The sequence below is a fragment of the Streptococcus nakanonensis genome (genome assembly GCF_059738785.1).
This window is the reverse complement of record NZ_AP027139.1, coordinates 1,701,253-1,714,523: the sequence shown is the minus strand read 5'-3', so window position 1 is coordinate 1,714,523 and position 13,271 is coordinate 1,701,253. Positions and strand designations below refer to the sequence as shown.

Sequence of the window (13,271 nt, the reverse complement as noted above, 5' to 3'; positions counted from 1 at the left end):
AACTCATCGGCGAAAAAAGATTGTTTTCATCTCTTCGTGTCGTAATGTGAAAATCGTAAACCGTAATGGGACTTCAATTAAAATTTCCACTGGTATGGTTTTACGAACGAATGGGCGAAAATAATGGTTACGTAGAAACATATGATGGGAATAAAAAGAAATGAGATAAAGAGTGAAAGAAGAGAAAAAAGCGATTATCTTAGGCGCAGGTAATGCTCAGTATGAATAAAGTTGAGACTACGATAAAATCTCTTTGTGTTCATCATGATAATCGGAAGTTTTATATTTTTAATGATGATCTTCCACGAGAATGGTTCCAAGTGATGGAGAAAAGACTAGAAACTTTGAACAGTGAGATTGTGAACGTTCAGATTAACAGTAGGATTCTGAAAGGTTATCGTCTCCCTTTTGAGGGACTTTCTTACGCTCCCTTATTTAGGTATTTTATCCCTAAGTATGTAAGTGAGGTTCGTGTACTGTATTTAGACTCGGATATTATCGTAAGAAAACAGATAGATGAGCTGTGGGACTTGGACTTGACAGGCATCTCCTTAGTAGCAGTTAGAGATGATTTTTATACACCTATTTTCAATGCTGGTTTTTTGTTAATTAACAATGACATGTGGAGAGCAGAAAATGTCACGTAAGATCTGATTTAAGACACAAATAAAAAATCTTCCAATTCTCTGTTTCCGTGTCTGAAGGATTCTTTTCCTTTCGGTTGATAGGCCAGTAGCAGACGATTGATTTGTCTTTCAGAAAGATTGAGTTCGACACAGGCTCGTTTCTTTGTTTTTTTCATTGGGCAATAGCTGTTATCACAAGATATTTTTTCGTTTCATTCATATTTAGTTGGATCCTTTTCATATGACTATTCTATCAAATGAGACATTTTCACGTTCGATTTACTAAAGACATTATCACATTCGAATCACAATGGTAAATTCCCAAACTAAGTTCCACCGCTAGTAGAAGTGGAAGTTAATCTGATAAAAATTGTAAAAACCAGTGGAAATCCATGTCAGGGTAAGTTCCACTGGTTTTACTAATGCTTGATTTTATTGCTTTTGTAGCCAAAATGAATCGAAAAAAAGAGCGCACAAAATCCTCTTATCTGAAAGCGTTTCAGATTAAGTTCCGCTATGGTGGAAGTTAGTGTGAGACGTTTGAATAGGGTTTTAGGTTAGTTTTTAGAACTTATGTTGGAGTAATTTAGAAGACTGACAGACGTCTTCTGCAGGTATTTTAGAAATACCGAGAAGCTTAGGAATTTCTTCTCCATAAGTAAAGGCAAAGAGTTCATAAGCTGACTTTCCATTCAAAGCAGCACGTTTGACGCTGTTGACATGAGAGCAGACGAGATTGATGTCCTCTTGAGTTAAATTGTCAAAAGAAGTTCCTTTAGGTAGAATGTCGCGAATCAGCGTGTGATTTTTCTCAATTCTCCCTTTCTGGTCAGAGCGATTAGGGTCACAAAAGAAGAGTTTACTCTCTCCTCGCACATCCATTTCGATGTCATCAACCCTGGCAAACTCTCCACCATTATCGGTAAGAATGACAGGGAAGAGTTGGAAGAAATCTTTGTCCGCTTGGTGAAGAGTGTTCTTGATGTCATAGAGATGTTTGGTAACCTCAAGGGCAGTTTTATTATCCAGAAGTCTAGCGAAGATAAAGTTACAGAAAGATAGATTGAAGGTGAGTAGGACTTTACCTCCCATTCTCCCCATAACTGTGTCCATTTCCAGCCAAGAGTCTAGTTGATTCAGTGCTAAATAGTTTTGGAAATCCTCATAGGAACGGCCTTTTTTAGCTTCTTTAGGGATGGAAGGTAGCTTACTTTTTCGTCTTTCTTTGAATTTAACGGCTCTGGCAAGATCAATCGGAGCGATAGATAGGTACCCTTTTCGGATGTGTCGATAGACAGTTGAGGAGCTGACATCAAGGTTATGAGTTTTGAGAATATGATAGATGTGTTGTCCTTTTTTAACCCCATCAGAAATGACTTTGTCCATGTCCCAGAAGGTCTTGGAATTGAGGGGAGTTCCTTCACGAGCTTCGCCAAGAGTTTGTTCGTATTGTTTTTGAGCTTGCTTAGCGAGGTAGAAGATCTTCTTATAGCCACAATTCTGTCTTCTTTTAGGGCAGCCGTTACAGACAAAGGGAGCTTTGTCGAGTAGAGGGCAAGGAAGGTTATGGCATGTAGACTCTCGGACTTGTCTGTTTCGTTTGACTTCTTTAGAAACAGTAGTCGGGTCTTTTAGAATGGATTGTCCAATAGCTTTGAAGGTTTCACTGCGCTCTAAACCTAATTGGATATCATTACGGTCTGAAAGGGTAAGGTGTTTATGTTTTGTCATAGTAGACCTCGTTTCTAACTCAAACGTCTCACACTTAATTCCACCATAAAAATCCGTTTTAGACTAATTTCCACTTTGGTCAGGCAAGTGGAAGTTACTTTGAGAAGTTACCTTCGAATCACAATAAATAAAAAAATCTTCCAATTCCCTTGCAAAAATGAAGAAAGTGTGATAACATAGTACGGTATGTGGTGCTAGCACATCCGCTATATTAGATCTAATAGGAGGAAAACACAAATGGCTAAAGTATGTTACTTTACAGGTCGTAAGACTGTATCAGGAAACAACCGTTCACACGCGATGAACCAAACAAAACGTGCCGTAAAACCAAACCTTCAAAAAGTTACTGTTCTTATCGATGGTAAACCTAAAAAAGTTTGGGCTTCAGCTCGTGCTTTGAAATCAGGTAAAGTTGAACGCGTTTAATAATAAAAGTAAGGAGACCTCAGGGTCTTTTTCTTTTGTCAGAGTGAAAAAATCATTTTAAAAGCAGAGTAAATATCCGCTGATACACTATTCTGCTTTTACACTCGGGCTGAAATATGATAAAATAGAGTATCAACTAGTTGAGGTAAAAAGGATGACTGTAAAAATCAATACAAAAGATGGTCAAATCGAACTAACAGATGAAGTGATTGCAACTGTCGTAGGCGGTGCAACAACTGAGATTTTTGGTGTGGTCGGTATGGCTAGTAAAAATGCCCTCAAAGATAATTTTCAAGCCCTTCTAGGTAAGGAAAATTATTCCAAAGGTGTCGTCGTAAAGGCAGCCGAAGATGGCAGCATTGCAGTTGATGTGTATACCGTGTTGAGCTACGGAACAAAGATTAGTGAAGTGTCAAAAAACATTCAAGAGCGTGTTGCCTTTAGCTTGGAAAACCAGCTTGGAATTACTGCTCAGACTGTAAATGTCTACATTCAAAATATCAAAGTTGTAGGAGAATAACCGTGTCAAAAATTACTACTAGCTTATTTCAAGAAATGGTGCAGGCTGCATCAACTCGCTTGAATAAGCAAGCTGAATATGTCAATTCATTAAACGTCTTTCCAGTTCCAGATGGAGATACTGGGACAAATATGGGGATGACCATTGAAAATGGAGCCAAAGAAGTTGCAGACAAGCCAGCTTCTACAGTTGGCGAGGTAGCGAGCATTCTTGCCAAAGGTCTTTTGATGGGTGCGCGTGGGAACTCAGGAGTTATTACATCTCAGCTTTTCCGTGGATTTTCACAAGCTATCAAGGATAAAGACGAGTTAACAGGTCAAGACTTGGCCCTTGCCTTCCAATCAGGTGTGGAAGTTGCCTATAAGGCAGTGATGAAGCCAGTTGAAGGAACGATTTTGACAGTTTCTCGTGGTGCTGCTATCGGTGCTAAGAAAAAGGCTGAGCAAACAGATGACGCTGTTGAAGTCATGCGTGCAGCTTTAGAAGGTGCTAAAACAGCTCTAGCTAAAACGCCAGACATGCTTCCAGTATTGAAAGAAGTTGGTGTTGTGGACTCAGGTGGTCAAGGATTGGTCTTTATCTACGAAGGTTTCCTTTCAGCCCTTACTGGCGAATATATTGCATCTGAGGACTTTGTAGCCACTCCTGCCAACATGAGTGAGATGATCAATGCAGAGCATCATAAGTCTGTGGCTGGTCACGTAGCGACTGAGGACATCACATTTGGTTACTGTACTGAAATCATGGTAGCTCTTAAGCAAGGTCCAACCTATGCCAAAGATTTTGACTACGACGAATTCCGTAACTACTTGAATGAACTTGGGGATTCTCTCCTTGTTGTCAATGATGATGAAATTGTCAAAGTCCATGTCCATACAGAAGATCCCGGACTTGTTATGCAAGAAGGTCTCAAATATGGTAGCTTGGTCAAGGTAAAAGTTGACAATATGCGTAACCAACACGAAGCACAGGTTGAGAAAGAAGCTGCCCAAGTTAGCAAACCATCTGAAGAAAAAGAGTATGCTTTGATTGCTGTAGTGGCTGGTAAAGGTCTAGCAGATATCTTCCGTTCTCAAGGTGTGGATTATGTTATCGAGGGCGGTCAAACTATGAACCCTTCAACAGAAGACTTTATCAAGGCTGTTGAACAGGTCAATGCTCGTAACATTATCTTCCTACCAAACAACAAGAACATCTTCATGGCAGCTCAATCTGCAGCAGAAGTTTTGGAGCAACCAGCAGTAGTGGTAGAAGCTCGTACTCTTCCTCAAGGTTTGACAAGTCTTCTTGCCTTTGATCCAAGCAAGTCCATCGAAGAAAACCAAGAGCGTATGACTGCTGCTCTTAGCGATGTCGTTAGCGGAAGCGTCACAACAGCTGTTCGTGATACAACTATTGATGGCTTAGAAATCCATGAAAATGATAATCTTGGTATGGTGGATGGGAAAATTCTTGTGTCAAACCCTGATATGCACCAAACCTTGACTGAAACCTTGAAACATATGTTGGATGAAGATAGTGAAATCGTAACCTTCTATGTCGGTGAAGACGGAAGCGAAGAACTTGCCAATGAAATTGCTCAAGAAATCGCAGAAGAATTCGAAGACGTTGAAGTCGAGATTCACCAAGGCCAACAACCTGTTTACCCATACCTATTTAGTGTGGAATAAGATTAATGAAGGACTGAGAAATCAGTTCTTTTTTCTTTTTTAGTAAATGAAATCGGTATCTTTTTTATAAAAACAAAAATAATATTCATAAATAAACGTTAAAATAGAAAATTCAGAAAATTTCTTCTTTTCTCTTGAAAAATCTTGAAAAAATGGTATGATAGTAACAAGTTATTTTTAAGAGGAAAGAAAGGGGAACAATGGAGAAAATCAGTTTAGAATCTCCTAAGACGGGGTCGGACCTAGTTTTGGAAACACTTCGTGATTTAGGAATTGATACCATCTTTGGTTATCCTGGTGGTGCAGTCTTGCCTTTTTATGATGCGATATATAATTTTAAAGGCATTCGCCACATTCTAGGGCGCCATGAGCAAGGTTGTTTGCATGAAGCTGAAGGTTATGCCAAATCAACTGGAAAGTTGGGTGTTGCCGTCGTCACTAGTGGACCAGGAGCAACAAATGCCATTACAGGGATTGCGGATGCCATGAGCGATAGCGTTCCCCTTTTGGTCTTTACAGGTCAGGTGGCGCGAGCAGGTATTGGGAAGGATGCCTTTCAGGAGGCAGACATCGTGGGAATTACCATGCCAATCACTAAGTACAATTACCAAGTTCGTGAGACGGCAGATATTCCGCGTATCATTACGGAAGCTGTCCATATCGCAACTACAGGTCGACCAGGGCCAGTCGTAATTGACCTACCTAAAGACGTATCTGCTTTGGAAACAGACTTCATTTATTCACCAGAAGTCAATCTACCAAGCTATCAGCCAACTCTTGAGCCGAATGATATGCAAATCAAGAAAATCTTGAAGCAATTATCCAAGGCTAAAAAGCCAGTCTTGTTAGCTGGTGGTGGAATTAGTTATGCTGAAGCAGCTGCAGAATTAAATGAATTTGCAGAACGCTATCAAATTCCAGTGGTAACCAGTCTTTTGGGACAAGGAACGATTGCAACTAGTCATCCACTCTTCCTTGGAATGGGAGGCATGCACGGGTCATTCGCAGCTAATATTGCCATGACGGAAGCGGACTTTATGATTAGTATTGGTTGCCGTTTCGATGACCGCTTGACAGGAAATCCTAAGACCTTCGCTAAGAATGCTAAGGTTGCCCACATTGATATTGACCCAGCTGAGATTGGCAAGATTATCAGTGCAGATATTCCTGTAGTTGGAGATGCTAAGAAAGCCTTGCAAATGTTGCTGGCAGAACCAACCGTTCATAACAATACTGAGAAATGGATTGAGAAAGTCACTAAAGACAAGAACCGTGTTCGTTCTTATGACAAGAAAGAGCGTGTGGTTCAACCGCAAGCCGTTATTGAACGAATTGGTGAATTGACGAATGGAGATGCCATTGTGGTAACAGACGTTGGTCAACACCAAATGTGGACAGCTCAGTATTATCCCTACCAAAACGAACGTCAGTTAGTGACTTCAGGTGGTTTGGGAACGATGGGATTTGGAATTCCAGCAGCAATCGGGGCTAAAATTGCTAACCCAGATAAGGAAGTAGTCTTGTTTGTTGGGGATGGTGGTTTCCAAATGACCAACCAAGAATTGGCTATTTTGAACATTTACAAGGTGCCAATCAAGGTGGTTATGCTGAACAATCACTCACTTGGAATGGTTCGCCAGTGGCAGGAATCCTTCTATGAAGGTAGAACATCAGAGTCGGTCTTCGACACTCTTCCTGATTTCCAATTGATGGCACAAGCTTATGGCATTAAAAACTATAAGTTTGACAATCCTGAGACCTTGGCTCAAGACCTTGAAGTCATCACTGAGAATGTTCCTATGCTAATCGAGGTAGATATTTCTCGTAAGGAGCAGGTGTTACCAATGGTGCCAGCTGGTAAGAGCAATCATGAGATGTTGGGGGTGAAGTTCCATGCGTAGAATGTTAACAGCAAAACTACAAAATCGTTCAGGAGTCCTCAATCGCTTTACTGGCGTTCTGTCTCGTCGTCAGGTTAATATCGAAAGCATCTCTGTTGGAGCAACAGAAGATCCGAATGTATCGCGCATTACCATTATTATTGATGTAGCTTCACATGATGAAGTGGAGCAAATCATCAAGCAACTCAATCGTCAGATTGATGTGATTCGCATTCGAGATATTACAGACAAGCCTCATTTGGAGCGCGAGGTGATTTTGGTTAAGATGTCAGCACCAGCTGAGAAGCGAGCTGAGATTCTAGCGATTATTCAACCTTTCCGTGCAACAGTGGTAGACGTAGCGCCAAGCTCGATTACCATTCAAATGACAGGAAATGCTGAAAAGAGTGAAGCTCTATTGCGAGTCATTCGACCATACGGTATTCGCAATATTGCTCGAACGGGTGCAACTGGATTTACCCGCGACTAAAAATCCAACTTAAATTTGTTAAACCAGCCTAAAAGGCAATAAATAATAGAAAAGAGAGAAAAACTATGGCAGTTCAAATGGAATACGAAAAAGATGTTAAAGTAGCAGCACTGGACGGTAAAAAAATCGCCGTTATTGGTTATGGTTCGCAAGGGCATGCGCATGCTCAAAACTTGCGTGATTCAGGTCGTGACGTTATTATCGGTGTACGTCCAGGTAAATCTTTTGACAAAGCAAAAGAAGACGGATTTGACACTTACACAGTAGCAGAAGCAACTAAATTGGCTGACGTTATCATGATTTTGGCACCAGACGAAATCCAACAAGAATTGTACGAAGCAGAAATCGCTCCAAACTTGGAAGCTGGAAACGCAGTTGGATTTGCTCATGGTTTCAACATTCATTTTGAATTTATCAAAGTTCCTGCAGATGTAGATGTCTTCATGTGTGCTCCTAAAGGACCAGGACACTTGGTACGTCGTACTTACGAAGACGGATTTGGTGTTCCAGCTCTTTACGCAGTATATCAAGATGCAACAGGAAATGCTAAAAACATTGCTATGGACTGGTGTAAAGGTGTTGGAGCAGCTCGTGTAGGTCTTCTTGAAACAACTTACAAAGAAGAAACTGAAGAAGATTTGTTTGGTGAACAAGCTGTACTTTGTGGTGGTTTGACTGCCCTTATCGAAGCAGGTTTCGAAGTCTTGACAGAAGCAGGATATGCTCCAGAATTGGCTTACTTTGAAGTTCTTCACGAAATGAAATTGATCGTTGACTTGATCTATGAAGGTGGATTCAAGAAAATGCGTCAATCTATTTCAAACACTGCTGAATACGGTGACTATGTATCAGGTCCACGTGTAATCACTGAGCAAGTTAAAGAAAACATGAAAGCTGTCTTGGCAGACATCCAAAATGGTAAATTTGCAAATGACTTTGTAAATGACTATAAAGCTGGACGTCCAAAATTGACTGCTTACCGTGAACAAGCAGCTAACCTTGAAATTGAAAAAGTTGGTGCAGAATTGCGTAAAGCAATGCCATTCGTTGGTAAAAACGACGATGATGCATTCAAAATCTATAACTAATTGATAGAAATTAAGGTGAAGGCGAGTTGGGGGACTAACTCGCTTTTATAATCAATTCAGCTTTCTTTTAAGAGGATGGATTGAGATAAGTATGAAATAGTCTAGGAGAAAAAGATGTTAAGTTCAAAAGATATCATCAAGGCTCACAAGGTCTTGAATGGTGTGGTCGTTAATACACCGCTTGATTATGACCATTATTTATCGGAGAAGTATGGTGCTAAGATTTATTTGAAAAAAGAAAATGCCCAACGTGTTCGTTCTTTTAAAATTCGTGGTGCTTATTATGCCATTTCCCAACTCAGCAAGGAAGAGCGTGAACGTGGAGTAGTCTGCGCTTCTGCGGGAAATCATGCGCAGGGAGTTGCCTATACTTGTAATGAGATGAAAATTCCTGCTACTATTTTTATGCCCATTACTACTCCGCAACAAAAAATTGGGCAGGTTCGCTTTTTTGGTGGGGATTTCGTAACTATTAAACTAGTTGGAGATACCTTTGATGCCTCAGCCAAAGCAGCTCAAGAATTTACAGTCTCTGAAAATCGTACCTTTATTGATCCTTTTGATGATGCTCATGTCCAAGCAGGTCAAGGGACTGTTGCTTATGAGATTTTAGAAGAAGCTCGAAAAGAATCGATTGATTTTGATGCTGTCTTGGTTCCTGTTGGTGGTGGCGGTCTCATTGCCGGGGTTTCTACCTATATCAAGGAAACAAGTCCAGAGATTGAGGTTATCGGGGTAGAGGCGAATGGAGCGCGTTCTATGAAGGCTGCCTTTGAAGCTGGTGGACCTGTTAAACTCAAAGAAATTGACAAATTTGCGGATGGGATTGCTGTACAAAAGGTGGGACAGTTGACCTATGAGTCAACTCGCCAACATGTTCAAACCTTAGTAGGTGTCGATGAGGGATTGATTTCTGAAACCTTGATTGACCTTTACTCTAAACAAGGGATTGTAGCAGAACCTGCTGGAGCGGCTAGTATCGCTTCTTTAGAAGTTTTAGCTGAATATATCAAGGGGAAAACCATTTGTTGTATCATTTCTGGAGGAAATAATGATATCAACCGTATGCCAGAAATGGAAGAGCGTGCCTTGATTTATGATGGGATTAAGCATTACTTTGTGGTCAATTTCCCACAGCGTCCAGGAGCATTGCGTGAGTTTGTAAATGATATCCTGGGGCCAAATGATGATATCACACGTTTTGAGTATATCAAACGAGCTAGCAAGGGAACAGGCCCAGTATTGATCGGAATCGCCTTAGCGGATAAGCATGATTATGCAGGTTTGATCCGTCGAATGGAAGGTTTTGATCCGGCTTATATTAACTTAAATGGGAATGAAACGCTTTATAATATGCTTGTCTGAGGACTAATAAAAAAATATCATATTATTTGCACAACTGATGTATAGGTGCTATAATGAAGATGAAGAAAGGGGGCGATTCCTATGGTTTTAGGAAGCTTATCGTGCAATTCTTACTTCTGTTCATTATAGCACTTATGATGTTTGGCTCAGATTTCTATCCTTCATTTTGATTTCCCATCTATTTTGAAAAGTAAACTCACATGGTCTTTAAGATGTGATTTGATTTCTTTTCATTGACAAATATACCATATTAAAAGGATATATAAGTAATTGACTGAGCTTATCTGTCTTGTTATCTTTATTAAGGATGGTTTAGAGAATCAGGTGTTTGGTTTTAGGCTAGCACCTCAATATCCAAATGAGTGATGAATTTGAAGAATATAAGGAATAGCTATCTATCAGATGATTTCTTGAGGAAGAAAGATAGGAGTTTTTGAGCTAGTGAAGGCTTGGATTTCTAAAGGTTAGGATTGTCATATTCAGTTATTAAATCGAAGAAATAAGCTATCTTACGGAAATAGGGAAGCATTTTTTTAAAAGCTTGAATAATTTTGCACCTCAAGAGGGTAATAATACAATATTTTTATTAGCAAATATTTATGGTGTAGAGGCTAGCAAAACCTATATATTATCGGCTTTAAAAAGGAAGTAAGAATATTCTAGATCATTTATTTTATTGAATATATGTTTTTTTATTGACAAAAGTAGTAAAAACGTATACAATTAAATATTGTAAAGAAGAAAATAGGAGAAAAACATGGCTAAGTCAAACTTTGAAAAAGTAGAATCAGTTGTTGGCTGGGTTCGTGATAAGAAAATCACAGGCTACCGTATCTCTAAAGAAACGAATGCGCGTGAAATGTCTATCATTGCTCTGGCGCAGGGTCGTGCAAAAGTAAAAAATATTTCATTTGAAACAGCCCTAGGCCTAATTGATTTCTATGAAAAAAATTATGAAAAATTTGAAGATTAATCTTTGGATAACGGCGGATTCTTGACCCTCAAGTAGTAGAGATAGAGAATCTGCCTTTTCATTTTGAACAGCAAAAAGACTGCATGGTTGATGCAGCCTTTTCTTTTTATTTGAGATAGCGTTGAAGGAACTCTTTTGTACGATCTTCTTTAGGATTGGTGAAGAGGTCTTCTGGTTTGCCTTCTTCAGCGATTACACCCTTATCCATGAAGATAACACGGTGAGAGACATCACGGGCAAATTCCATTTCATGGGTTACGACAATCATAGTCAAGCCTTCCTGAGCCAGATCTTGCATGATTTTGAGGACTTCTCCAACCATTTCTGGATCGAGAGCTGATGTTGGTTCATCAAAGAGAATAGCATCAGGATTCATGGAAAGGGCACGAGCGATAGCCACACGTTGTTTTTGACCACCTGAGAGTTGTTTTGGTTTGGCTTGCCAGTAGCGTTCTCCCATGCCGACTTTTTCTAGGTTTTCTTTGGCAATTTTTTCAGCTTCTGTACGTTCGCGTTTAAGGACAGTCGTCTGAGCGACTATTGTGTTTTCAAGAACGTTGAGATTTTCAAAGAGGTTAAAGGATTGGAACACCATTCCCAACTTTTCACGGTATTGCGTGAGGTCATAGCCTTTTTCGAGGACATTTTGTCCATGATAAAGGATTTGTCCATCAGTTGGCGTTTCAAGGAGGTTAATGGAGCGTAGGAAGGTTGATTTTCCGCTTCCAGAGCTTCCGATGATAGAGATGACCTCTCCCTTGTGGACAGTGAGTGAAATGTCTTTTAACACTTCGTTTTGTCCATAGGATTTTTTGAGGTGTTTAATTTCAAGGATTGCTTGGGTCATTATTTCAAATCCTCCGTTTGCATTTGGTTAGCACCTGTAGTATAGGTATCCATGTCCATTCGGCGTTCGATGAAGCGTAGGATACGTGTTACGGTGAAGGTGAGGACAAAGTAAATCACGGCGATGATTGTAAATGTCTGGAAGTATTGATAAGTTTGAGTTGCCACGGTATTTCCTGAGAAATAAAGTTCGACAACAGAGATAACGTTCAATACAGATGTATCTTTGATATTGATGACAAATTCATTACCAGTTGCTGGTAGGATATTGCGGACAACCTGAGGTAGGACAATCTTACGCATGGTTTGGTTATGGGTCATACCAAGAGCAGTCGCAGCTTCAAATTGTCCCTTGTCAACTGCTAGGATACCACCACGGACGATTTCGGTCATGTAGGCACCAGTGTTGATTGAAACGATGAAGATAGCAGCCAGTGTACGGTCCAGATTGATACCGAAAGCTTGGGCAGTTCCATAGTAGATAACCATCGATTGAACGATCATTGGTGTACCACGGAAAATTTCAATGTAGACATTGAGGATCCAACCGACTAGTTTTTGTAGGCCATAAATGGCTTTGTTTTCAGAGAGAGGAGCAGTACGGAAGACACCAATGGCAAGACCAATAATGAGACCTATGATGGTTCCGACGATAGAGATTAAAAGAGTGATACCAGCACCACGCAAGAGTTGTTGCCAGTTTTCAGAAAGAATTTTAGCGACTTGGCTAAAGAAACTACTGCTAGTCTCTTCAGTTGTTGTAGCTTCGGCAGGTTGTTCCTTGATCATACGATCCATCAAGGCAACTTGATCATCTTTTGAAATGGTTTCAATGCTGGCATTGATTTGGCTAATACGATTGTCATCTTTACGAAGCCCAATGGCAATAGCTGTATCTTCTTCTCCAGTTTTAAAACCTGGTTCTACTTGGACCATCTTGAACTTAGAGTTAGCAGCTTCGGCAGTCAGAGCTTCTGGGCGTTCAGAAACATAGGCATCGATGACACCAGCCTCAAGAGCTTGGCGCATTTGAGCGAAGTCTCCCATGGCTGTTTCTTTTTTAGCACCTGGGATTTGTGCAATCAAATCGTAAAGGTAGACACCTTGTTGAGAAGTGATTTTCGCACCATTAAAGTCATCCAAAGATTTTGCGTTTGCATAAGTAGAATCTTTTTTGACTAGTAGAACTGGTTCGCTAGTGTAGTAACTGCTCGAAAAGGCAATTTCTTGTTTGCGTTCGGCAGTTGGACTCATACCTGCGATAATCATGTCAATCTTACCAGAAGTAAGGGCAGGGACTAGACCTTCCCACTTGGTTTTAACAACCAAAGGTTCTTTACCTAAGTCCTTAGCGATTTTCTTGGCGATTTGGACATCGTATCCATTAGCGTACTGGTTGGTCCCATCGATTTTGACAGCCCCATTGCTATCATCATCCTGAGTCCAGTTAAAGGGAGCATATGCTGCTTCCATCCCGATGCGTAAATATTCATCAGCTTGAGCAACATTGACAAGTCCCAGCATCAGCAAGAGACTTGTGAAAATAGATAAGTATATTTTTCTCATGATTTCTCCTATTTCTAATCTATTAAAAAATAACTGTCTCCTATTTTATCGAAAAATGCGTAATTTTTCAACATAAGTAAGCCTTTACTT

The 13,271-nt window shown here is 40.2% G+C and carries 12 protein-coding genes and 2 pseudogenes; 10 read left to right on the top strand and 4 right to left on the bottom strand.

What is annotated here, in order from left to right; translation table 11 throughout:
- Nucleotides 1-221 precede the first annotated feature (221 nt).
- Nucleotides 222-647, top strand: a complete 426-nt coding sequence (locus AC6I9F_RS08145) for a glycosyltransferase (protein ID WP_225904793.1) — start codon at nt 222-224, stop codon at nt 645-647.
- Nucleotides 648-685: 38 nt separating this feature from the next.
- On the opposite strand, the pseudogene AC6I9F_RS08140 reads toward AC6I9F_RS08145, so the two are convergent.
- A pseudogene (locus AC6I9F_RS08140) lies at nt 686-846 on the bottom strand (ISNCY family transposase); the annotation flags it as partial.
- 344 nt (nt 847-1,190) lie between these two features.
- Nucleotides 1,191-2,357: an IS30 family transposase gene (locus AC6I9F_RS08135; RefSeq protein ID WP_000160552.1), complete on the bottom strand. Its 1,167-nt coding sequence runs from the start codon at nt 2,355-2,357 to the stop codon at nt 1,191-1,193.
- Between the two features lie 237 nt (nt 2,358-2,594).
- Between AC6I9F_RS08135 and rpmB the strand changes: the two genes are divergently transcribed.
- From rpmB to AC6I9F_RS08090, 9 genes and pseudogenes are all read left to right on the top strand, one after another.
- Nucleotides 2,595-2,783, top strand: coding sequence for a 50S ribosomal protein L28 (rpmB, locus tag AC6I9F_RS08130; protein ID WP_001140948.1), 189 nt, complete (start codon nt 2,595-2,597; stop codon nt 2,781-2,783).
- 154 nt (nt 2,784-2,937) lie between these two features.
- Nucleotides 2,938-3,303: an Asp23/Gls24 family envelope stress response protein gene (locus AC6I9F_RS08125; RefSeq protein WP_050089938.1), complete on the top strand. Its 366-nt coding sequence runs from the start codon at nt 2,938-2,940 to the stop codon at nt 3,301-3,303.
- Between the two features lie 2 nt (nt 3,304-3,305).
- Nucleotides 3,306-4,973, top strand: a complete 1,668-nt coding sequence (locus AC6I9F_RS08120) for a DAK2 domain-containing protein (RefSeq protein ID WP_203175565.1) — start codon at nt 3,306-3,308, stop codon at nt 4,971-4,973.
- Nucleotides 4,974-5,173: 200 nt separating this feature from the next.
- Nucleotides 5,174-6,874, top strand: a complete 1,701-nt coding sequence (locus AC6I9F_RS08115; RefSeq protein ID WP_033682350.1) for an acetolactate synthase large subunit — start codon at nt 5,174-5,176, stop codon at nt 6,872-6,874.
- Nucleotides 6,867-7,343 (top strand): acetolactate synthase small subunit, encoded by a 477-nt coding sequence (ilvN, locus tag AC6I9F_RS08110; RefSeq protein ID WP_001253803.1) that lies wholly within the window; start codon nt 6,867-6,869, stop codon nt 7,341-7,343. The genes AC6I9F_RS08115 and ilvN overlap by 8 nt, the downstream gene beginning before the upstream one ends.
- Before the next feature lie 65 nt (nt 7,344-7,408).
- On the top strand, nt 7,409-8,431 hold the full coding sequence (ilvC, locus tag AC6I9F_RS08105) for a ketol-acid reductoisomerase (protein ID WP_042751709.1): 1,023 nt from the start codon (nt 7,409-7,411) through the stop codon (nt 8,429-8,431).
- Between the two features lie 114 nt (nt 8,432-8,545).
- Nucleotides 8,546-9,796, top strand: a complete 1,251-nt coding sequence (ilvA, locus tag AC6I9F_RS08100; RefSeq protein WP_498021585.1) for a threonine ammonia-lyase IlvA — start codon at nt 8,546-8,548, stop codon at nt 9,794-9,796.
- 529 nt (nt 9,797-10,325) lie between these two features.
- Nucleotides 10,326-10,448: pseudogene (locus AC6I9F_RS08095) on the top strand (SPFH domain-containing protein); the annotation flags it as partial.
- A gap of 105 nt (nt 10,449-10,553) precedes the next feature.
- Nucleotides 10,554-10,769: a capsule biosynthesis transcriptional regulator gene (locus AC6I9F_RS08090; protein ID WP_001130038.1), complete on the top strand. Its 216-nt coding sequence runs from the start codon at nt 10,554-10,556 to the stop codon at nt 10,767-10,769.
- Between the two features lie 106 nt (nt 10,770-10,875).
- Here the strand turns inward: AC6I9F_RS08090 and AC6I9F_RS08085 are convergent, their stop codons facing one another.
- Nucleotides 10,876-11,616: an amino acid ABC transporter ATP-binding protein gene (locus AC6I9F_RS08085; protein WP_000189477.1), complete on the bottom strand. Its 741-nt coding sequence runs from the start codon at nt 11,614-11,616 to the stop codon at nt 10,876-10,878.
- Nucleotides 11,616-13,181, bottom strand: coding sequence for an ABC transporter substrate-binding protein/permease (locus AC6I9F_RS08080; protein ID WP_042751707.1), 1,566 nt, complete (start codon nt 13,179-13,181; stop codon nt 11,616-11,618). The genes AC6I9F_RS08085 and AC6I9F_RS08080 overlap by 1 nt, the downstream gene beginning before the upstream one ends.
- Between the last annotated feature and the right edge of the window lie 90 nt (nt 13,182-13,271).

Coding starts and splice junctions, on each gene's coding strand:
- AC6I9F_RS08145 (WP_225904793.1), top strand. CDS start 222: ATGAATAAAGTTGAGACTACGATAAAATCTCTTTGTGTTCATCATGAT.
- AC6I9F_RS08135 (WP_000160552.1), bottom strand. CDS start 2,357: ATGACAAAACATAAACACCTTACCCTTTCAGACCGTAATGATATCCAA.
- rpmB (WP_001140948.1), top strand. CDS start 2,595: ATGGCTAAAGTATGTTACTTTACAGGTCGTAAGACTGTATCAGGAAAC.
- AC6I9F_RS08125 (WP_050089938.1), top strand. CDS start 2,938: ATGACTGTAAAAATCAATACAAAAGATGGTCAAATCGAACTAACAGAT.
- AC6I9F_RS08115 (WP_033682350.1), top strand. CDS start 5,174: ATGGAGAAAATCAGTTTAGAATCTCCTAAGACGGGGTCGGACCTAGTT.
- ilvN (WP_001253803.1), top strand. CDS start 6,867: ATGCGTAGAATGTTAACAGCAAAACTACAAAATCGTTCAGGAGTCCTC.
- ilvC (WP_042751709.1), top strand. CDS start 7,409: ATGGCAGTTCAAATGGAATACGAAAAAGATGTTAAAGTAGCAGCACTG.
- ilvA (WP_498021585.1), top strand. CDS start 8,546: ATGTTAAGTTCAAAAGATATCATCAAGGCTCACAAGGTCTTGAATGGT.
- AC6I9F_RS08090 (WP_001130038.1), top strand. CDS start 10,554: ATGGCTAAGTCAAACTTTGAAAAAGTAGAATCAGTTGTTGGCTGGGTT.
- AC6I9F_RS08085 (WP_000189477.1), bottom strand. CDS start 11,616: ATGACCCAAGCAATCCTTGAAATTAAACACCTCAAAAAATCCTATGGA.
- AC6I9F_RS08080 (WP_042751707.1), bottom strand. CDS start 13,181: ATGAGAAAAATATACTTATCTATTTTCACAAGTCTCTTGCTGATGCTG.